Origin of the sequence: Streptococcus cuniculipharyngis (assembly GCF_007859195.1) — a bacterium.
Taxonomy (GTDB): Bacteria; Bacillota; Bacilli; order Lactobacillales; family Streptococcaceae; genus Streptococcus; species Streptococcus cuniculipharyngis.
Genome location: NZ_VOHL01000001.1, coordinates 52,878 through 72,592, shown reverse-complemented (window position 1 = coordinate 72,592; position 19,715 = coordinate 52,878). Strand labels below are relative to the sequence as shown.

Sequence of the window (19,715 nt, the reverse complement as noted above, 5' to 3'; positions counted from 1 at the left end):
TTAAGATGCTTAATTCAATTATTATTGGTGCTCTTATCGGTTGGTTAGCTGGTATGATTACCAAACGTAACGACCGTATCGGCTGCTTGACTCGTATCATCGTTGGCCTGCTAGGCGCCTCTCTCGGTCAATTCTTCTTTGGCCATTGGGGACCCAGACTAGGCGATACTGCTCTTATCCCTTCTATTTTAGGGGCTATGATTATTCTAACCATTTTTATCGCCAAAAGTGACCGATGATAACAATCAACCATCAGTTCAACTGATGGTTTTCTGTTGCTCTCATCAAAAAAAGAACTGATCAGCAGTTCTTTTTTTACTCTTCAATAATCTTAATATCTGCTCCCAAAGCAGTCAGCTTTTCAATGATATTGGAATAGCCACGGAGAATAAATTCAATATTACTAATCTCTGTAGTTCCCTCAGCCATCAAACCTGCCGTCACTAGAGCTGCTCCTGCCCGTAGGTCAGTCGCCTTAACAGGAGCACCGGTCAATTTATTTGGGGCATGATAAACAATTTGACCGCCAGTGACTGTGATGTCTGCTCCCATACGAGCCATTTCAGCCACATGATTGACCCGTTTTTCATAGATGGTGTCAATGATAGTGCCACGACCTTGAGCGGTCAAGAGAAGAGGCGTAATTGGCTGTTGTAAGTCAGTGGCAAAGCCAGGATAAGGGGATGTTTTAACCGAAACAGCCTTGAGCTGCTCTTGCTTTTCAACAAAAACACTGTCCTCATCGATGGTCATGCGAACACCCATCTCTTCCAACTTGGCAATAAAACTTTCCAAGTGTTCATACAAGACATTGGTGATATGAACACCCTCACCAATAGCAGCTGCCATAGCGATATAAGACCCCGCTTCAATGCGGTCTGGAATAACCTGATGACGAGTCCCATGGAGGCTATCGACACCTTCAATACTGATGACATCCGTTCCAGCTCCACGAATTTTAGCCCCCATATTGTTCAAAAGGGTCGCCACATCAATGATTTCTGGCTCTCGGGCAGCATTTTCAATCACTGTCCGTCCTTTGGCCTTGGTCGCTGCAATCATGGTGTTGATGGTTGCCCCCACACTGACCGTATCCATGTAGATATGAGCGCCTTGCAAGGGTTGGCCATCAGTAGCCAATCGCATAGACTCCCCTTCATAGGAAACCTTTGCCCCCATGGCTTCAAATGCTTTCAAGTGCAAATCAATGGGGCGTGGGCCCAAATCACAACCACCTGGTAAACCAACTGTCGCTTCAGCAAAGCGCCCTAACAAACTACCATAAAAATAATAAGAGGCACGCAAACTATTGATTTTACCATAAGGGAGGGGGATATTTTTAACCCCACGTGGGTCAATTTCCAAGGTTTCGCCAGAGCGTTTAACCTGACAGCCCATAATTTCAATAATCTCAACCAAGCTATCCACGTCACTGATGGCTGGAACACCATCTAGAGTCACAATATCATCCGCTAAAATAATGGCTGGAATCAAAGCCACAACACTGTTTTTAGCCCCCGATACAGCAACATGCCCTTTAAGGGATTTACCACCATTAATTACAATCTTACGCATTCGTTCTATTCTTTCTCATACTATATTTAACTATATTATTCTATCACATCTCAGGTCATTTGACAAACAGATAATATGGGAAACTATCGTTTTTACCAAAAGACTAGCATGGGGTAAAAAAGACGGACTAACTCCACAGTCCATCTTTAATCCACTAGTTTTCGATTTTAAAATAGGCTTTTAAGGCTTGAACTTGATCCAAACGTTCCCAAGGCAAATCAATATCTGTCCGCCCCATGTGACCATAGGCTGCTGTTTGGCGATAAATTGGCCGTTTGAGGTCAAGCATCTTGATAATACCAGCTGGTCGTAAATCAAATAGCTGCCGAACGGCCTTTTGTAAATCTGCTTCTGCCACCTTGCTGGTGCCAAAGGTGTCCAGGCGAACGGAAACAGGTTGAGCCACACCAATCGCATAGGCCAACTGAACCTCAACTTTTCTGGCTAGACCTGCAGCCACGATATTTTTGGCAATGTAACGGGCGGCATAAGAGGCTGAGCGATCAACCTTGGTGGCATCCTTGCCTGAAAAAGCACCCCCACCATGGCGGGCATAGCCACCATAGGTATCGACAATAATCTTACGCCCTGTCAAGCCTGAATCGCCTTGGGGGCCACCAATCACAAAGCGGCCTGTTGGATTGATAAAATACTTGGTGTTTTCATCCAGATACTCAGCTGGAATCACCGCCTTAATCACCTGTTCAATCATGTCATGACTGATTTGCTCTTGACTAACATCTGGGTCATGCTGGGTAGAGATGACCACGGTATCCACTCGAAGAGGCTGGTCATTTCCGTCATATTCTACGGTCACTTGTGATTTAGCATCTGGTCGTAAATAGCTCAATTGACCTGACTTTCGTAGCTCTGCCAATTTTCTGACCAAGGCATGTGACAGCGAAATCGGCAGAGGCATCAATTCGGGTGTTTCATCAATGGCAAAGCCAAACATCAACCCCTGATCACCAGCACCAATCTTATCAAGCTCCTCATCTTTCCCTTGACGAACTTCCAAGGCTTCCTTGACCCCTTGGGCAATATCTGGTGACTGTTCCACTAAGGAAGGATGCACCCCAACCGTTTCTGCCGAAAAACCATACTCCGTCTTGGTGTAGCCAATCTCAGCAATGGTATCTCTGACAAGGCGATTGATGTCCACATAGGCTGTCGTCGAAATCTCACCAAAGACATGAACAGAACCCGTATAAACCGCTGTTTCAGCAGCCACATGGGCCTCTGGGTCCTGCTCAAGAATGGCATCTAAGATGGCATCAGAAATCTGGTCTGCAATCTTATCTGGGTGCCCCTCAGATACTGACTCAGACGTGAAAAGTTTACGTTCTGACATAAAAATGTCCCCCTTTTAATAAAATGCGTTAAAAAGTTACAAAGAACTAGTAGGAGGTTAACCACTACTACCTTTTCGGGACTTTATAACACCCCTATTTTAACACAAATGGCGAAAAATAGGATAAAAAAGATGAGTTAGCAGTTGCATTTTTACCACTTTATATTATACTAAAATCATGTTAAAGGATTACTTAGACCCAGAAACTATTCGTCAACAAGTCGGTTGGCCTGTCTATTTCAAGGAAAAAAGCTCCTCTACCCAAACAGACGCTAGAGAGGGCATTCAGAAAAATCATGCCTGCCCTGCCCTCTACCTGGCCGATGGTCAAGAACAAGCAGTGGGACGATTTGGCCGGCCATTTTATACAGAAGATCAAGGAGGGATTTACATGACCCTCCATCTCAAGCCAACTCGTCCCCTAAGCCAGCTGGCTGTCTACACCATGATGATTGCTACAAGCATCGTCAAGGCTATTGAAGGCTTAACCCAACAACGCTGTCAAATAAAATGGGTCAATGACATCTACCTCAACCAGAAAAAAATTGCTGGCATCTTGCTTGAGAGCATTCATCGTGAAGATCAGCAAGCGACTGATTTATTAATTGGAGTCGGTATCAATTTTGCCATTTCAACCTTTCCACCAGAATTAGCTAGCAAGGCCGGCTCCTTGTTCCAAGAACACCCTTCAATTAGTCGGAGCCAACTAATCTGTGAGATTTGGCGTATTTTTCAAGAAACTCCCGAACAGGATTTGATTAAGGTTTATCGAGACAAGTCCATGGTTTTAGACCAGCTAGTCAGTTTTACAGAAAATGGCCAGACCTTCCAAGGCCTAGCCATAGACATCAGTCAAAAAGGCGAGCTAATCGTACAACTCGCTAATCATGAGACCAAGATTCTCTCTAGCAATGAAGTTAGTCTTTCTTCTTGGTTATCTTGAGAATATTATCCGTAAATTTACTGACAATATAGACGCGCTTCAAGTCACGGTACAATAAGAAGCCCCAGAGTAGGGCAATCAGGTATTCTTTTTCAAAAAGTGCCTGATTAAAAAAGATGGTTTCTAGAAGACAAAAACTAGCAATAATAATAAACTGTAAAATACTCATCATTCCATTTTTATGCAGTAAGCCAAATCGCTTACCATCAGCAGTGAAACTAGCAAGCAGAGAGAAGTAACTTCTTTCTGCTCACTTTTTAATCATTAATAACCCTTATTTTATCTTGCAAGAACTGAAAGCCCTCAGGTAGTAAGGCTGGCTCTTGACTAGCCTGGACCTCTTCCTTTTCTTGACGATGTTTCTGAGCGAATTCTTGCCGAATCAGGTTAAAATCAGCCCTTGGTACTGCCATAATTTGCGGTGAAAAACCGGCTACTTGACTCATGACATTTCCAAAAATCGTATTCAAATCACTGCGCCTCATCGCCTGCTCAGCATTAAAGGCCGCATCAAAAGCCAAAATAGCATGTTCCGCATTGGCCAAGACTGGCTCAGATCCCATCAAGAGAGCCTTTTCCTGGGCCGATAGGCTTTCTAAAATTTCCTGCCAAGCCTCCTTTAAAGCCCCTAAATATTGGCGGGATTTCTGGCTATCCTCCACCGTCTCAGCCATTATCATCAGAATCTTCTCTTTATTCACCTTAAAAGAGGACGGTTTGGGAAGCGGCTTAGCTGGAGGAAGCTGGGAATCAGTAGTGCTCAAACGATTTTTGAGTTCTAAGACTTCTTGTCTCAATTGTTCAAGCTCCTGCTCAATCTGCCCCCTCAAGTCAAGAGAATTGTTCTGTGGTTCAGAGGTCTGGGCCAGTCGCATGGTCATCATTTCTGCATAGATTTTCGGATAACTGGCAGCCTTAATTTGTTGTAAACCGTCCGTTACCTGGTCAATCATCGTAAACAAGCGTTCTTGAGACAGGACTAGATTATCTTGGAACCCCTGGCTCAGCTGACTAAGCTCTACCCCTGCCTTGGCTAACAACAAATCTCTCAGGTAATTTAATAAATCCGTGGCAAATCGAGACATACTCTTGCCACTATTAAAAATAAGGTCCATTTCTGACAAGGCCTGGGTCACTTGTCCTTGAGAAATAAAGCTCACATAAGCATCTAAAGCTTTAAGGGAAATGCTTCCCGTAATCTCCTCCGCAGTTGCCAAATCTAGCTGTTTCTCTTGGGTCAGACTGAGCGCCTGATCCAACATTGATAAGGCGTCACGCATACCTCCTTCTGCCCTTTTGGCAATTAAGGTCAAGGCGAGAGGGTCATAAGTCAGCCCCTCTCGGGTCAAAATCTGCTCTAAATGCTGACTGATGTCACTAACCCCAATGGCTTTAAACTCAAAACGTTGGACCCGAGACAAAATCGTTGCAGGAATTTTGTGCAATTCAGTCGTGGCCAAGATAAAAACAACATGATCTGTCGGCTCTTCCAAAGTCTTCAACAAGGCATTAAAGGCTCCCGTTGATAACATATGAACCTCATCAATAATGTAAACCTTGTAGCTAGCTCGACTAGGAGCATAGGTTGATTTATCGCGGATATCCCGTATCTCATCCACCCCATTGTTTGAGGCCGCATCAATTTCAATAACATCCTCCAAGCTCCCCTTAGTAATATCTTGACAAATATCACAGGCATTACAAGGTTCACCATGGGATTGATTGGGACAGTTCATGGCTTTGGCAAATATTTTGGCAGCACTTGTTTTCCCAGTTCCTCTAGGACCAGAAAACAAATAGGCATGGCTGACCTTACCACTAGAAACTGCCTGTTTTAAGGCCTTTGCCACCACTGTTTGCCCGACCATTTCGGCAAAGGTTTGGCTCCGATATTTCCGATATAAGGCTTGGTACATTAACGTTCTACTCCAAATTGACTAAAATCCCATCTGGTTTGAGTCATTAAAAGCTGGACAAACTCTTCTAAATAGGCCTGATCAAGCTCATCGTAATCCCCTACAAGTCGAGAATCCAAGTCAAGAACACCAAGTAATTGACCATTTTTGACCATAGGAACCACAATCTCACTCATTGCAGCCGAATCGCAAGAAATATAGTTATCATGCTCTTTGACATTTGCCACAATCAAGGTTTCTTGAGTCTGAGCAGATTCACCACAAACCCCTTTTCCAAGAGCAATACGGGTACAAGACACCTTGCCTTGGAAGGGGCCCAGGATTAACTCTTGACCATCAAAAAGGTAAAAACCGGTAAAAACCGAATTGGGTAGGGTCTGATTCAACATAGCAGATGCGTTGGACAGATTAGCCAAGGCATTTTCTTCTCTATCAAAGAGTAGGCGAGCCTGGGCCAAGAGTAAATCATAGGCTTCTTTTTTAACAGTTGTTTCCATCGTTCTCCTCCACTCCTTTAATCAGCTAAAATGCTAGCAATTTTCGTATTAATCACATCAATAGCAACCAGATTGGACACACCTTCTGGAATGACGATATCTGCATAACGTTTGGTTGGTTCAATAAATTGATGGTACATGGGTTTGACTACACTAGTATACTGTTCAATAATGCTATCTAAACTCCGTCCCCGTTCTTGCATATCACGTTTAATCCGACGAATAATCCGAATATCATCATCAGTGTCAACAAACAATTTAATGTCCATCAAATCACGCAAGCGCTTGTCTTCCAAGACCAAGATTCCTTCAACGATGAAGACATCTTGCGGCTCTTGACGATAGGTTTCCTGACTCCGAGTATGTTGGGTATAATCATAGATTGGAATATCAACCGATTGACCATCAGCAAGAGCAGATAAATGCTCAATTAACAAGTCGGTATCAAAAGCCAAAGGGTGGTCATAATTCGTTTTAATCCGTTCTTCAAAAGTCAAGTGACTCTGGTCCTTGTAATAAGAATCATGTTGAATCATGGCCACCTTAGCATCAGAAAAATTCTCCAAAATAGCATGGGAAACACTGGTTTTACCGCCTCCAGAACCACCCGTCACGCCAATAATAATTGTTTTCTTTTGCATGTCTTCTCCATCTCTACAATAAATCTTTCTCTCTATTTTACCAAAATTCATGATATAATAAAAGGAACAAAATAGAAAAATAAGGATTTTTACATGATTAAGCGTTTCCCAAATAGTTGGCAAGAGCAACTTCACCAGCTTGGTTTTAACCAACTGACCCCAGTCCAAAAAGAAAGTTTTGATCCCATCCAACAAGGCCAGAACCTTCTCGTCATTAGCCCTACTGGAACTGGTAAAACCCTTGCCTACCTCTGGCCCAGCCTACTTAAGCTAAGCCCCCGAAAAAGTCAGCAACTCTTGATTTTAGCCCCTAATACTGAACTTGCCGGACAAATCTTTGCTATCTGTAAACAATGGGCAGAGCCTCTAGGTCTCAATGCTCAGCTCTTCATTTCAGGATCCAGTCAAAAACGACAAATTGAACGCTTGAAAAAAGGACCTGAAATTCTCATCGGTACACCAGGCCGGGTCTTTGAACTAATAAAACTCAAAAAAATAAAAATGATGTCCGTTCAAACCATTATTTTAGATGAATTTGACCAACTACTCGGCGATTCCCAATACCCTTTCGTCGAAAAAATCATTCACCATGTTCCACGTGAGCACCAAATGATTTATGTCAGTGCAACCCAGGGCATTGATGCTAGCCAGCTCGCACCAAAAACACAAAAAATTGACCTCTCAGCCATAGAATTGGACAAGATAAACCATTACTATATCCAGGTAGACAAGCGTCAACGACTTGATTTATTACGTAAATTTTCCAATATTCCTCATATCAGAGGCCTGGTCTTTTTTAACAATCTCTCTGACCTCGGTGCTGTTGATGAACGCCTACAATTTAGCGGGGCCAATGTTGTTTCCCTCGCCAGTGATGTTAATGTTAACTATCGTAAAGTGATTCTTGACAGATTCAAACAAGGCGCCCTCTCGCTTCTCTTGGCAACAGATTTGGTCGCTCGTGGCATTGATATTGCTGACTTAGACCTAGTCATTAATTATGACTTACCACGTCAATTAGATGATTACACCCACCGTAGTGGTCGGACAGGACGCATGGGCCGCTCTGGAACAGTCATTACCTTCATCAGCCATCCAGAAGAACTCAAAACATTAAAAAGATATTGTTCAGCCCAAGAAGTTATTCTCAAAAATCAGGAATTATTCCTTAAAAACGAACCGAGTAAGCGATAAAAAACACCTCCCATCATGATGATGGGAGGTGTTTTTTATCAGTTTAGTAGCCATAAAGTTCACTAATCGTAACAAATTTATAACCTTGGCTGATCAAGTAATCTAGGACAGCAGGCAGAGCATCAATCGTTGATTGGTGGATATCATGCATGAGGATCACACTACCAGGCTGAAGACCTTCCTTAACATTTTGGAGAATCATGTCTGGATTTTTATTCTGCCAATCATAGGTATCGACGGTCCACATAACTGGTGGGAGGGCGGTAGCCGCTCGAACAATGTCATTGCTGGCACCATAAGGAGGACGCATGGTTTTGGTCCCTTGGCCAAGAACCTCCTTGACAGCATCACTAGTGGCACCCAAAGAAGCCTTGACCTGATCCAAACTCATTTTACTTAAATCACTATGGTCCCAACTATGGTTACCAATCTCATGCCCTGCCTTTTTCATCTGTTTCAACAAGTTCTCATTACCGGCGATATTCTGTCCAACCAGATAAAAGGTAGCCTTGACCTTATAGTCTTCTAAGATGGCTAGGGCTTGGGCAGTGGTTTCACTCTTTGGTCCATCGTCGAGTGTTAGAGCAACAACCTTTTCTGTAAAAATTTTATTTTCACGTAAATATTGCTGGTAGGCTTCCAAATCCTTATCTTGTAAATACTCACTATTAATCACATCATAAAGATTTTTCAAAGGAACTTTAACACCATCAGCTAATATCAGATTTCCTTTCTGATAGTCAAAGTCATCAGACTGACTAACCTTAATTTCTTGTTCTGGGTAAAGAACCGCCAATTCTTCTTCTAAACGCTCCATGCCATTTCCATTATCCTTAAATAAATGGCCTAGGCTAAAGGGACTGCTATCCCCCTTGACCCGCATGGAGTTAATAATCTTATCTGATCGATTTTTAACTCCAAAAGGACCTTTATCATAAGTCACCTGATGAATTTCTAGCTGCTTAACCCCTTTAAGACTAGTATCGGTAGCAGTTGGGTAAACAACAGTTATCTTTGGATTTTTTTTATCAGTTGGAATGGCTTTTGGGGCCAATACCATATTCTCATAAACTGGTGTCCCTTTTTCCGTTGGACTCAAGTAGTAAACCGGATTAACCTTGCCATTAGTTTGGTCAACTACCTTGATGTTAACACTCTTTTGCGATATTTTTTTCTCGGCATTCACGGCATGCGCCACTGAAAGCTGCACCACCCAGTTAAAAACAGAGTTCCACAAGAGTAGGCCCAACAAGAGACTGATTGAAACGACCAATGCCAAATCCAAATATTTTTTCATCTACCTCACCTTCTGCTAATAATCCCTAGTTCCTAATGATTTCTTTTTCTTACATCTAAACGATTAACGGCTACTTACTGAATGTCAAACACAACAGATTTGACCTGGGTCATGGCTTCAATAGAATATTTCACCCCTTGCACGCCCGCACCTGATTTTTTAGCCCCCAAGAATGGGAAATTATCTGTTCCCCGTTGGGTCTTGTTGTTAATATGTACCGTTCCAACTTCTAACTGCTCTGCGATGGCAAAGGCTTGTGGGAAGTTTTGCGTGAAGACTGACGCCTGCAAACCATATTCTGATTGGTTAGAAATGGCAATGGCCTCCTCAACCGAAGTCACACGAATGATTGGCAAAACCGGCCCAAATGGCTCTTCCCAAGCCAAGCGCATGTCTGTGGTCACCTTGTCAAACAAGACAGGTGTGATGAGATTAGCCTCACGCTTAAATTCAGTCAGGGCTGTCGCCCCCTTATCAGCGGCATCCTCAACCAAACCTTGAATAAAATCAGCAGCCGCTGTATCAATCAATGGTGTAATATCTGCATTATCTTCTGGCATCCCGACGCTCAACTTCAGCACTTCTGCCTTAATCAAATCTGCTAGTTTATCCGCTACACTGTCCATCACAAGGACACGCTTAACTGCTGTACAACGCTGACCAGAGTAACCAAAAGCACCTGCCACCACTTGCTTGGCAGTCAATTCCAAATCAGCATCTTCTAAGACAATGGCTGAATCCTTACCACCAAGTTCCAACATAATCGGACGCATACCAGCCAACTGACCAATCCGCTCACCGACTGGGGTTGAGCCTGTAAAGTTGACAAAGTTAACTTCTGGATGCTCAACAATGTAGTCCCCAATTTCTGACCCACGGCCAGTGATTGTGTTGAAGACACCTGCTGGTAAGCCCGCTTCAACAAAGGCTTCTGCCAAAAGCAAGCCTGAGATAGAACCTTGTGTTGGTGGCTTGAACATAACGACATTTCCCCCAATCAAGGCTGGGGCAATCTTAGAACCCGCCAAGTTAACTGGGTAGTTAAATGGTGAAATGGCCAAGACCACTCCAACAGGTTCACGACGAACCACCGCAATTTTTTTCTTGCTAGCGGCTTCAAAACTTCCCCCCTCAAGGACCTCACCAGATAGACGAACCCCTTCTTCAGCGGCATAACGGATAATGTCTGCTGTCCGAACAACCTCACTAACAGCGGCCTTATAGCCCTTGGCAACTTCCTTAGATAAAATCGCACCAATTTTCTCCTGGTCGCGAACCAAAATGTCAGCCACTTTATGCAGGTAAGCTGCACGCTCCACATAAGATAGACTCCGCCAAGCTGGTAGGGCCGCACGAGCTGCTGCCATGGCATCATCAACTTCAGCCTGACTCATGGCAGGTACAGTTCCTAGAGCTTCATTGTCAGCAGGGGCAAAAATGGCAATCTCCTTTTCCGAAGTCTTCCATTCGCCATTGATATAATTCTTGTATTGTTTTGACATAACTGTCTCCTTTAACCTTTACTGACTACTATTATAAAGACTTTTTCATCTTATTTCAAGCAGACAAGATCTCAATGCTCTTTGTCAGTCTTTTCAACAAAAAGGTTTAGTTCCTCCATTATAGAACTAAACCTTGTTAATCATCGGTGACTACTGATGACTTAGTCAAAATTAACATACTCTTTTTCAAGGGCAAGCACTTCTTCTGCCGTTGAACATTCTGTTAAAGCACGGTGAGCATACTCTTGCATCTTAGCAGTATCAAGCTGCTTCATCAAGCTACGTGTCCGAAGAACTGATGTGGCACTCATTGAGAACTCATCCAGTCCCATACCCACAAGAAGTGGTACAGCCTGTTGGTCACCAGCCATCTCTCCACACATACCTGCCCATTTGCCTTCAGCGTGGGCTGCCTTGATCACATTGTTAATCAAGCGTAGGATTGATGGGTTATATGGTTGATAAAGATAAGACACTTGTTCATTCATCCGGTCTGCTGCCATGGTGTATTGAATCAAGTCGTTGGTTCCGATTGAGAAGAAATCAACTTCTTTGGCAAATTGGTCAGCCAACATGGCTGCCGCTGGAATTTCAATCATAATCCCCACTTGGATATCATCAGCAACAGCAACGCCTTCTGCCTGCAATTTAGCTTTTTCTTCATCAAAGACAACCTTAGCCGCACGGAATTCTTTCAACAAGGCAACCATTGGGAACATGATACGTAATTGACCGTGAACAGAAGCACGAAGCAAGGCACGGATTTGCGTCCGGAACATGGCATCCCCTGTTTCAGAAATCGAGATACGAAGGGCACGGAAACCAAGGAATGGGTTCATTTCGTTTGGTAAATCAAAATATGGTAATTCCTTATCGCCACCAATGTCCATGGTACGAACGACAACTGGTTTCCCATTCATGCCTTCAAGAACAGCCTTGTAAGCTTCATATTGCTCATCTTCTGTTGGGAAGTCTTGTGAATCCATGTACAAGAATTCTGTACGATAAAGACCGACAGCTTCTGCACCATTGTCATTGACACCTTCAACATCTTTCGGAGTTCCGATATTGGCAGCTAACTCAAAATGCTTACCATCAGCAGTTACGGTTTGAGCATCTTTCAACAAAGCCCACTCAGCCTTTTGTTTGGCATAGGCTTCACCTGCTGCCTTGAAGTCAGCGATTTGCTCTTCTGTTGGGTTGATAACAACCTCACCAGTAATTCCGTTAACTGCTAGAACATCACCATCTTTAACCAATTCCGTAATGTTGTTTGTTCCTAGAACTGCAGCAATTTCAAGGGTACGAGCCATGATGGCTGAGTGACTGGTACGACCACCGATATTGGTAACAAAGGCCTTAACAAATTTTTTATCAAGTTGAGCCGTATCAGATGGTGTCAAGTCATGGGCAATCACGATTGACTCTTCACTGATTGTTGCAGGGTTTGGCAATTTAACACCAAGCAAGTGTGACAACACACGCTTAGCCACGTCACGGATATCTGCTGCACGCTCTTGCATGTATGGGTTATCTTCCATGCCTTCAAAAATCGTGATAAACATGTCCGTCACTTCTTTCAAACCAGTCTCTGCATTGACTTGTTTGGCACGGATTGTTTCCTTAATCTGACCAATCATTTCTGGGTCAGCAAGAACCATCAAGTGAGCATCAAATACTGCTGCCGCTTCTTCACCAAGGCTATCTACTGCTTTTTCACGGATAAGAGAAAGCTCGTTTTGCGATGCTTCAAGAGCTGCATCTAAACGAGCCTCTTCTACACTTGTATCAGAAACAGTTACTGTTTCAAATGACAAATCTGGTTGAACAAGTAGATATGCCTTAGCAACAGCAACACCATCAGATGCTGCAATTCCTTTTAGCATTTCTGTCATATTAAACCAAACCTTCTTTTGTCATTGTTTCTTCAATAGCAGCAAGAGCTTCATCTGCATCTGCACCTTCTGCTGAGATTGTCACATCTGCACCTTGACCTACACCAAGACTCATAACGCCCATGATTGATTTAAGGTTAACTGCTTTCCCTTTGTAATCAAGCGTGATGTCTGAAGCAAATTTGCTAGCTGCTTGAACAAGCAAAGTTGCTGGACGTGCATGAATACCTGTTTCTGCCACAATGTGGAAATCTTTTGAAGCCATAATGGTTCTCCTTTTAATTCTACTAATTTTTTGAGTTATTCATGATAACCCTTACAATGATAAATTATAGCACACTAATCTTTTTTTATCAAGTATAAAATGCTCTTACTTCCTAAATTTCCTTTTCATATTTTCACTATTTACATATATTGTTTCAAGACCTCTCCTCCTCTCCCTTCAACATGGGGATTTTCAAGGAATAACACAAGATATAGTAGGTGAGCAGAACATCAAACACTATATCTTGAAATTTTTTTATTGCAATCTCTCCCTTTTTTAGGTATGATAGTAGGGTAAAATTTTGGTCTAGCCAAATGAATATAAGGAGAACAAAAGAATGTCAACTGTAACCGTTTTTTCCAAGAATAATTGCGTGCAATGTAAGATGACTAAGAAATTTTTAGACGACAAAAACCTTAGCTATAGGGAAATTAATCTAGATGAAGAGCCCCAATACATTGACTATGTGAAGAATCTTGGTTTTACAGCGGCCCCTGTCATAGAAGCTGGTGATTTAGTCTTTTCTGGCTTCCAACCAGACAAATTGAAAGAGCTTCTATGATTACACTTGTTTTTTACTCGTTAACCGGCCAATGTCGTCGTTTTGTTGACAAGTTGGGCTTATTGGATACCAGTATCGAACTCAAGTCTACTGCTAACTATCCAAGAATGACTAGCCCTTTTATCTTGCTTGTCCCTAGCTATGATGATAGTGATGTTGAACTGGTTGACGACTTTTTAACAGAGAATGTCGCCCTTTGTCAAGGATTGCTGGGCTCTGGAAACCGCAACTTTGGCCCAGAATTTTGTAAAACCGCAAGACGCTACGCTCAAACCTATGGTCTCCCCATTCTTCATGAATTTGAATTTAATGGAACTGACCAAGATCTTGAATATGTAAAAGGAATCTTATCCCATGAGTCTTAAAAATCTGACCGACGTATCCTATTTCCGTCTCAACAATGAAATTAACCGCCCTGTTAATGGGCAAATTCCTCTCCACAAGGATAGAGAGGCTCTCAAAGCCTTCTTTCATGAGAATGTTCTGCCAAACACCAAGTCATTTGCTACTATTAGCGACAAAATTGCCTATTTACTAGAGCACGACTACTTGGAAGAAGCTTTTATTCAAGCCTATCGCCCTGAATTTATCGAAGAATTGGCTCAAGCTCTCAAGAATGAAAACTTCCGCTTTAAGTCCTTTATGGCGGCCTATAAATTCTACCAGCAATATGCCCTCAAAACCAATGATGGCCATTATTATCTCGAAAGTATTGAAGACCGGGTCCTCTTTAATGCTCTTTATTTTGCTGATGGCAATGAAGAATTGGCGCGTGACTTGGCCATGGAAATGATTAATCAGCGCTATCAACCCGCCACCCCAAGTTTCCTCAATGCCGGTCGCAGCCGCCGTGGCGAATTGGTGTCTTGTTTCCTCATTCAAGTGACTGACGACATGAATGCCATCGGTCGCTCCATCAATTCAGCCCTGCAATTATCCCGTATCGGGGGGGGTGTCGGTATCTCACTAAGCAATCTGCGTGAGGCCGGTGCTCCTATCAAGGGCTTTGCCGGAGCAGCCAGCGGGGTTGTTCCTGTCATGAAACTCTTTGAGGATAGTTTCTCTTATTCTAATCAGCTGGGCCAACGCCAAGGGGCTGGCGTGGTTTACTTGGATGTTTTTCACCCTGATATTCTCAACTTCCTTTCTACCAAAAAGGAAAATGCTGATGAAAAAATCCGTGTGAAAACCCTCTCCCTAGGCATTACTGTCCCTGATAAATTCTACGAACTGGCTCGTAATAATGAGGACATGTATCTGTTTAGCCCCTACTCCATTGAACGTGAATACGGTGTGCCTTTCAGTTATATTGACATTAGCAGCAAGTACGATGAATTGGTGGCTAATCCCAATATCACTAAGACCAAGATTAAGGCCCGTGATTTAGAAACAGAGATTTCCAAACTCCAACAAGAATCAGGCTATCCTTATATTATCAATGTTGATACCGCCAACAGAACCAGTCCTATTGATGGTAAAATCATCATGAGTAACCTCTGCTCAGAAATTCTCCAAGTGCAAACACCTAGTCAAATCAATGATGCGCAAGAATTTGTCAAGCTAGGAACAGACATTTCATGTAATCTTGGTTCAACCAATGTGCTGAACATGATGACCTCACCTGATTTTGGCCGCTCTATTCGCACCATGACTAGGGCCTTGACCTTTGTCACTGACGCTTCAAGCATTGAGGCTGTGCCGACCATCAAAAATGGCAATGACCAAGCCCATACCATCGGGCTTGGAGCCATGGGCTTGCATAGTTATTTTGCCCAACATCACATGACCTATGGTAGCCCAGAGTCCATCGAATTTACTAGCATCTACTTTATGTTGATGAACTATTGGACCTTGGTTGAGTCCAACAATATCGCTCGTGAACGGGGCAAAACCTTTGTCAATTTTGATAAATCAACCTATGCCGATGGAAGCTATTTTGACAAGTATATCACTGGTCAATTTGTCCCTCAATCAGACTTGGTTAAAGAACTCTTTGCCGGTCACTTTATCCCGCAGGCTGAGGACTGGATAAACTTGCGTCAAGCTGTTATGGCCCACGGTCTTTACCATCAAAACCGTCTAGCCGTTGCCCCTAATGGGTCAATCAGCTATATCAATGACTGCTCAGCCTCTATCCATCCCATTACACAACGGATTGAAGAACGGCAAGAGAAGAAAATCGGTAAAATCTACTACCCTGCCAATGGTCTTTCAACCGACACCATTCCCTACTATACATCTGCCTATGACATGGACATGCGTCAAGTCATCGATGTCTATGCGGCAGCCACTGAACACGTTGACCAAGGCCTATCCATGACCCTCTTTATGCGTAGTGAAATTCCGATGGGCATTTACGAATGGAAAACGGAAACCAAACAAACCACTCGTGACCTGTCAATTCTTCGCCACTATGCCTTTAACAAGGGCATCAAATCCATCTACTACATCCGTACCTTTACTGATGATGGCGAAGAGGTTGGCTCAAATCAATGCGAAAGCTGTGTGATTTAGAAAAAGGAGTTACTAATGACCTACTATAACGCAATTAACTGGAACGAAATTGAAGATTCCGTTGATAAATCCACCTGGGAAAAGCTGACCGAACAGTTTTGGTTAGATACAAGAATTCCTCTTTCCAATGATTTGGACGACTGGCGTAAGCTCTCCGACATGGAAAAGGACTTGGTCGGCAAGGTTTTTGGTGGTTTGACCCTGCTTGATACCGTCCAGTCAGAAAGTGGGATGGCAGCCCTTAAAAAAGATGTCCGTACCCCTCATGAAGAAGCTGTGCTCAACAATATTGAATTTATGGAGTCGGTTCATGCCAAGTCTTATTCGTCAATCTTTTCAACCCTGAACACTAAGTCAGAAATTGAGGAGATTTTTGACTGGGTAGCTGAAAATCCTTACTTGCAGAAGAAGGCAGAGATTGTCAATGAAATTTACAAGCATGGTAGTCCCTTGGAGAAAAAAGTAGCCAGCGTTTTCCTTGAAACCTTCCTTTTCTACTCTGGTTTCTTTACCCCGCTTTATTATTTGGGCAACAACAAACTGCCTAACGTGGCCGAAATCATTAAGCTGATTATCCGTGATGAATCTGTCCACGGCACCTATATCGGCTATAAATTCCAGCTTGGCTTTAACGAATTGGACGAAAGAGAGCAAGAAAAACTCCGTGACTGGATGTATGACCTGCTCTATACCCTCTACGAAAACGAAGAAGCCTACACCGAATACCTCTATGATGGTGTCGGCTGGACCGAGGAAGTCAAGACCTTCCTGCGCTACAATGCCAACAAGGCCTTGATGAATTTAGGGCAAAATCCCCTTTTTCCTGATACTGCCAATGATGTCAACCCTATTGTCATGAATGGTATTTCAACAGGAACCAGCAACCATGACTTCTTTAGTCAGGTGGGAAATGGTTATCTACTTGGAACCGTTGAGGCCATGCAGGATAGCGACTATTTGATTGGCCTAGAAAATTAATTAAAAACTACCAGAGATTAGGTCTGCTGGTAGTTTTTATAGCTATTTTATCATATTTTTGATAAGATAGAACATATCACAAGCTGAGGAGACCATCATGAATAATGAGTTTAAAATTATGCTCTATGTCAAAGACGTTGACGCAGAGAAAGCATTTTGGCAGCAACTGGGTTTCATTATTGAAAATGAACAGGAGGTTCTAGGCTATCCAACCTTTGACATGCGAGTTAGTGAGCAGTCGAATTGTTCCTTTACCGTTTATTCCCTCTCATTTATTGAACGGTATTCGCCAAGTATTGCTACCAATCAGCCCAATCTCTTATTTACTAGCTCCGACATTGAAACCATCTATCAAAAGGTCAAAAAAATCACTAACCAGGTCAGTGATTTAAATCCCCTTCCTTTTAAAAACTTTAATTTTCAATCACCTAGTGGCCACTTCTATACCATTAGAGAAAGCTAAAATCCTTGGATTTTCCAAGGATTTTTTGCTTATACCAGACCATCTAGCAGGCCTTTGACAAATTCTTCTGAATTAAAGAGACCAATGTCATCAATCTTCTCGCCAAAACCGATAAATTTAACCGGAATATCCAATTCTTCTCGAATGGCAAGGACCACACCACCACGAGCCGTACCGTCTAATTTGGTCAAAACTAGCCCTGTCAACGGGGTAATTTTTGAAAACTCCTTGGCCTGACTGAGGGCATTTTGACCAGTTGAGGCATCCAGTGCCAGGAGGGTTTCATGAGGGGCATCTGGGACCACCCGCTTGATAATCCGCCCCATTTTTTCCAATTCAGCCATGAGATTATCTTTGTTTTGCAAGCGACCAGCCGTGTCAATCATCAAGACATCAACCTCTTCCGCCACTGCTTGGGCAACACCATCATAGACCACGCTAGCAGGGTCTGATTTTTCAGCCCCTGTCACCACGGGAACCCCCACTCGACGCCCCCATTCAACCAACTGGGCAACAGCTCCTGCACGGAAGGTATCAGCTGCTACTAGCATGACTTTCTTGCCTTGCTGCTTATAACTATAGGCTAGTTTACCGATGGAAGTGGTTTTACCGACACCATTGACACCAACAAACATCATAACGGTCAGCCCTTCTTGCATATTGACGGCTTCATTAAAATGACCGTCTTTTTCATAGATGTCAACTAACTTTTCAATGATGACTCGACGTAATTCTTCTGGTTTCTTGGCCTTCTCTAGCTTGGCTTCATAGCGTAGGGCTTCTGTCAAATTGGTGGCCACCTTGACCCCCACATCTGACATGATGAGTAATTCTTCTAATTCCTCAAAAAATTCTTCATCAACCCGACGGAATTGAGCGAAAAAGGCATTTAATTTGGCACCAAAACCAGTTCTGGTCTTAGATAGGGTGCGATGATATTTTTCGGTCTCAGTTTCCTGACCAGCAAGGGAGCTCTCATCCTCTGTCTCAGAACTTACTGGTTCTGCCCCTACTGACTGCTCCGCCTCAACTAGCTGGCCACTCGGACTAAACTCCTCAGACAAGTCTCCTTGGTCAGAATGGCTGTTTAATTCCTCCTCTGGCTGGTCGTCAGCTCTGCTATTTTTTTCTGCTTCCTGTTGGGCAAATTCTTGGCGGAGACGGGCCAACTTGGCCATGACATCTTCTTCTGTAAACTGGTTATCTTGCTCCGTCTGTTCACGCTCCGCAAGCTCTACTGTTTCTTCCTCTTGGTCGGTTAGGTCTTGACCAAATAAACGATCAAATAATCCCATCACTCTCTTCCTTTCAAAATATAACGTTCAATGGCTTCAGCTACTCCTGACTCTTCATTGGTGCGACTGGTCACGGCAGCTGCGACTGCCTTGACCTGCTGGCTAGCATTAGCCATGGCCACACCCAGGCCAGCCCAACCTAACATGGTCATGTCATTTTCTTCATCGCCCATGGCCATGACTTGGGCGGCGGTTAGGCCCAGATGTTTGGTCAACAGGTCCAAGCCGACAGCCTTGTGCACACCCTTGGGCATGATTTCAAAGACAATATCGCGTGACTTAAACAATTCAAACTTGTCCGCCAAACTGGCTGGTAAGTTACTAACTTCTTGATCCAAAATGGCCTGCTCATAAACACAGACTGCCTTGTTAAAGACAGCATTTTTCGGTAAATCTGCCAAAGCACTAATCTCAACAAAGTCTAACATGGGATTAACTTTGGGATAGAGCGACTGACGGGTCTGACTGGCTAAGCTGTAAACCGTCCCCTCACTTAAAATATCCATGGGTAAATCAAGAGCCTGCAAGGCCTGATAAATCTCTTCCAACTCTGCCATACTCAATTCACTCTTTGCCAAAATCTGCCCCGTATTTGATTGAACCAAGCCACCATTAAAGGTGATGCTATAATCATCCTCCTTAAGCAAATCCAAATCTGCCAACAAATGCTCAATAGCCTTCAATGGCCGTCCAGTTGTCAGGACCACCTTAATTCCCAAGTCTTTGACTGCCTGCAAGGCTAGACGATTGGCCAACGTCACTTCTTTTTGGCTGGTTAACAAGGTACCGTCCAAATCCAAGGCTAATAATTTGATTTCTTCCATCTA

20 protein-coding genes are annotated in these 19,715 nt (G+C 43.3%); 8 read left to right on the top strand and 12 right to left on the bottom strand.

Going from position 1 to position 19,715, the window contains the following annotated elements; genetic code table 11:
• Positions 1-5: 5 nt before the first annotated feature.
• Positions 6-239 (top strand): GlsB/YeaQ/YmgE family stress response membrane protein, encoded by a 234-nt coding sequence (locus tag FRX57_RS00340; RefSeq protein ID WP_146565539.1) that lies wholly within the window; start codon positions 6-8, stop codon positions 237-239.
• Between the two features lie 76 nt (positions 240-315).
• Here the strand turns inward: FRX57_RS00340 and FRX57_RS00335 are convergent, their stop codons facing one another.
• Both FRX57_RS00335 and metK read right to left on the bottom strand, forming a co-directional pair.
• On the bottom strand, positions 316-1,575 hold the full coding sequence (locus FRX57_RS00335; protein WP_146565537.1) for a UDP-N-acetylglucosamine 1-carboxyvinyltransferase: 1,260 nt from the start codon (positions 1,573-1,575) through the stop codon (positions 316-318).
• 154 nt (positions 1,576-1,729) lie between these two features.
• Complete coding sequence (gene metK / locus FRX57_RS00330; protein ID WP_146565535.1) at positions 1,730-2,926, bottom strand: methionine adenosyltransferase; 1,197 nt, start codon at positions 2,924-2,926, stop codon at positions 1,730-1,732.
• Between the two features lie 178 nt (positions 2,927-3,104).
• On the opposite strand from metK, the gene FRX57_RS00325 reads away from it, so the two are divergent.
• Entirely contained in the window at positions 3,105-3,869 is a 765-nt protein-coding gene (locus tag FRX57_RS00325; protein WP_146565533.1) for a biotin--[acetyl-CoA-carboxylase] ligase, read from the top strand.
• Here the strand turns inward: FRX57_RS00325 and FRX57_RS00320 are convergent.
• The 4 genes from FRX57_RS00320 to udk form a co-directional block, all read right to left on the bottom strand.
• Positions 3,844-4,038: a DUF3272 family protein gene (locus tag FRX57_RS00320; RefSeq protein ID WP_146566663.1), complete on the bottom strand. Its 195-nt coding sequence runs from the start codon at positions 4,036-4,038 to the stop codon at positions 3,844-3,846. The genes FRX57_RS00325 and FRX57_RS00320 overlap by 26 nt on opposite strands.
• An 88-nt stretch (positions 4,039-4,126) precedes the next feature.
• Positions 4,127-5,785 carry a DNA polymerase III subunit gamma/tau gene (gene dnaX, locus FRX57_RS00315; protein ID WP_146565531.1) on the bottom strand — a complete coding sequence of 553 codons (1,659 nt, stop codon included), beginning with the start codon at positions 5,783-5,785 and terminating at the stop codon, positions 4,127-4,129.
• The gene (locus FRX57_RS00310) at positions 5,785-6,282 is read right to left on the bottom strand and encodes a GAF domain-containing protein (protein ID WP_146565528.1); all 498 of its coding nucleotides are present in this window, start codon (positions 6,280-6,282) and stop codon (positions 5,785-5,787) included. Before FRX57_RS00310 ends, dnaX begins: the two co-directional genes overlap by 1 nt.
• Positions 6,283-6,299: 17 nt before the next feature.
• Positions 6,300-6,923 carry a uridine kinase gene (gene udk, locus FRX57_RS00305; RefSeq protein WP_146565526.1) on the bottom strand — a complete coding sequence of 208 codons (624 nt, stop codon included), beginning with the start codon at positions 6,921-6,923 and terminating at the stop codon, positions 6,300-6,302.
• Positions 6,924-7,016: 93 nt separating this feature from the next.
• Between udk and FRX57_RS00300 the strand changes: the two genes are divergently transcribed.
• A complete protein-coding gene (locus tag FRX57_RS00300; protein WP_146565524.1) occupies positions 7,017-8,117 on the top strand; it encodes a DEAD/DEAH box helicase in 1,101 nt (366 codons plus the stop codon).
• A gap of 43 nt (positions 8,118-8,160) precedes the next feature.
• Here the strand turns inward: FRX57_RS00300 and FRX57_RS00295 are convergent, their stop codons facing one another.
• From FRX57_RS00295 to FRX57_RS00280, 4 genes are all read right to left on the bottom strand, one after another.
• Positions 8,161-9,414 (bottom strand): polysaccharide deacetylase family protein, encoded by a 1,254-nt coding sequence (locus FRX57_RS00295; protein WP_146565522.1) that lies wholly within the window; start codon positions 9,412-9,414, stop codon positions 8,161-8,163.
• A gap of 74 nt (positions 9,415-9,488) precedes the next feature.
• A complete protein-coding gene (locus FRX57_RS00290; RefSeq protein ID WP_146565520.1) occupies positions 9,489-10,916 on the bottom strand; it encodes an NADP-dependent glyceraldehyde-3-phosphate dehydrogenase in 1,428 nt (475 codons plus the stop codon).
• 161 nt (positions 10,917-11,077) lie between these two features.
• Positions 11,078-12,811, bottom strand: coding sequence for a phosphoenolpyruvate--protein phosphotransferase (ptsP, locus tag FRX57_RS00285; RefSeq protein ID WP_146565518.1), 1,734 nt, complete (start codon positions 12,809-12,811; stop codon positions 11,078-11,080).
• Between the two features lies 1 nt (position 12,812).
• Positions 12,813-13,076 carry a phosphocarrier protein HPr gene (locus FRX57_RS00280; RefSeq protein ID WP_146565517.1) on the bottom strand — a complete coding sequence of 88 codons (264 nt, stop codon included), beginning with the start codon at positions 13,074-13,076 and terminating at the stop codon, positions 12,813-12,815.
• A 337-nt stretch (positions 13,077-13,413) separates the two neighbouring features.
• On the opposite strand from FRX57_RS00280, the gene nrdH reads away from it, so the two are divergent.
• The 5 genes from nrdH (at position 13,414) to FRX57_RS00255 (ending at position 17,593) form a co-directional block, all read left to right on the top strand.
• On the top strand, positions 13,414-13,638 hold the full coding sequence (gene nrdH / locus FRX57_RS00275) for a glutaredoxin-like protein NrdH (RefSeq protein WP_146565515.1): 225 nt from the start codon (positions 13,414-13,416) through the stop codon (positions 13,636-13,638).
• Positions 13,635-14,003, top strand: a complete 369-nt coding sequence (gene nrdI / locus FRX57_RS00270) for a class Ib ribonucleoside-diphosphate reductase assembly flavoprotein NrdI (protein ID WP_146565513.1) — start codon at positions 13,635-13,637, stop codon at positions 14,001-14,003. The genes nrdH and nrdI overlap by 4 nt, the downstream gene beginning before the upstream one ends.
• The gene (nrdE, locus tag FRX57_RS00265; RefSeq protein ID WP_146565511.1) at positions 13,993-16,152 is read left to right on the top strand and encodes a class 1b ribonucleoside-diphosphate reductase subunit alpha; all 2,160 of its coding nucleotides are present in this window, start codon (positions 13,993-13,995) and stop codon (positions 16,150-16,152) included. Before nrdI ends, nrdE begins: the two co-directional genes overlap by 11 nt.
• A gap of 15 nt (positions 16,153-16,167) precedes the next feature.
• Positions 16,168-17,130 (top strand): class 1b ribonucleoside-diphosphate reductase subunit beta, encoded by a 963-nt coding sequence (nrdF, locus tag FRX57_RS00260; RefSeq protein ID WP_146565509.1) that lies wholly within the window; start codon positions 16,168-16,170, stop codon positions 17,128-17,130.
• 97 nt (positions 17,131-17,227) lie between these two features.
• Positions 17,228-17,593, top strand: coding sequence for a VOC family protein (locus tag FRX57_RS00255; protein ID WP_246100854.1), 366 nt, complete (start codon positions 17,228-17,230; stop codon positions 17,591-17,593).
• 29 nt (positions 17,594-17,622) lie between these two features.
• Here the strand turns inward: FRX57_RS00255 and ftsY are convergent, their stop codons facing one another.
• A complete protein-coding gene (ftsY, locus tag FRX57_RS00250; RefSeq protein ID WP_146565505.1) occupies positions 17,623-18,888 on the bottom strand; it encodes a signal recognition particle-docking protein FtsY in 1,266 nt (421 codons plus the stop codon).
• Positions 18,888-19,712: a Cof-type HAD-IIB family hydrolase gene (locus tag FRX57_RS00245; RefSeq protein ID WP_146565503.1), complete on the bottom strand. Its 825-nt coding sequence runs from the start codon at positions 19,710-19,712 to the stop codon at positions 18,888-18,890. Before FRX57_RS00245 ends, ftsY begins: the two co-directional genes overlap by 1 nt.
• Between the last annotated feature and the right edge of the window lie 3 nt (positions 19,713-19,715).

Coding starts and splice junctions, on each gene's coding strand:
- FRX57_RS00340 (WP_146565539.1), top strand. CDS start 6: ATGCTTAATTCAATTATTATTGGTGCTCTTATCGGTTGGTTAGCTGGT.
- FRX57_RS00335 (WP_146565537.1), bottom strand. CDS start 1,575: ATGCGTAAGATTGTAATTAATGGTGGTAAATCCCTTAAAGGGCATGTT.
- metK (WP_146565535.1), bottom strand. CDS start 2,926: ATGTCAGAACGTAAACTTTTCACGTCTGAGTCAGTATCTGAGGGGCAC.
- FRX57_RS00325 (WP_146565533.1), top strand. CDS start 3,105: ATGTTAAAGGATTACTTAGACCCAGAAACTATTCGTCAACAAGTCGGT.
- FRX57_RS00320 (WP_146566663.1), bottom strand. CDS start 4,038: ATGAGTATTTTACAGTTTATTATTATTGCTAGTTTTTGTCTTCTAGAA.
- dnaX (WP_146565531.1), bottom strand. CDS start 5,785: ATGTACCAAGCCTTATATCGGAAATATCGGAGCCAAACCTTTGCCGAA.
- FRX57_RS00310 (WP_146565528.1), bottom strand. CDS start 6,282: ATGGAAACAACTGTTAAAAAAGAAGCCTATGATTTACTCTTGGCCCAG.
- udk (WP_146565526.1), bottom strand. CDS start 6,923: ATGCAAAAGAAAACAATTATTATTGGCGTGACGGGTGGTTCTGGAGGC.
- FRX57_RS00300 (WP_146565524.1), top strand. CDS start 7,017: ATGATTAAGCGTTTCCCAAATAGTTGGCAAGAGCAACTTCACCAGCTT.
- FRX57_RS00295 (WP_146565522.1), bottom strand. CDS start 9,414: ATGAAAAAATATTTGGATTTGGCATTGGTCGTTTCAATCAGTCTCTTG.
- FRX57_RS00290 (WP_146565520.1), bottom strand. CDS start 10,916: ATGTCAAAACAATACAAGAATTATATCAATGGCGAATGGAAGACTTCG.
- ptsP (WP_146565518.1), bottom strand. CDS start 12,811: ATGACAGAAATGCTAAAAGGAATTGCAGCATCTGATGGTGTTGCTGTT.
- FRX57_RS00280 (WP_146565517.1), bottom strand. CDS start 13,076: ATGGCTTCAAAAGATTTCCACATTGTGGCAGAAACAGGTATTCATGCA.
- nrdH (WP_146565515.1), top strand. CDS start 13,414: ATGTCAACTGTAACCGTTTTTTCCAAGAATAATTGCGTGCAATGTAAG.
- nrdI (WP_146565513.1), top strand. CDS start 13,635: ATGATTACACTTGTTTTTTACTCGTTAACCGGCCAATGTCGTCGTTTT.
- nrdE (WP_146565511.1), top strand. CDS start 13,993: ATGAGTCTTAAAAATCTGACCGACGTATCCTATTTCCGTCTCAACAAT.
- nrdF (WP_146565509.1), top strand. CDS start 16,168: ATGACCTACTATAACGCAATTAACTGGAACGAAATTGAAGATTCCGTT.
- FRX57_RS00255 (WP_246100854.1), top strand. CDS start 17,228: ATGAATAATGAGTTTAAAATTATGCTCTATGTCAAAGACGTTGACGCA.
- ftsY (WP_146565505.1), bottom strand. CDS start 18,888: ATGGGATTATTTGATCGTTTATTTGGTCAAGACCTAACCGACCAAGAG.
- FRX57_RS00245 (WP_146565503.1), bottom strand. CDS start 19,712: ATGGAAGAAATCAAATTATTAGCCTTGGATTTGGACGGTACCTTGTTA.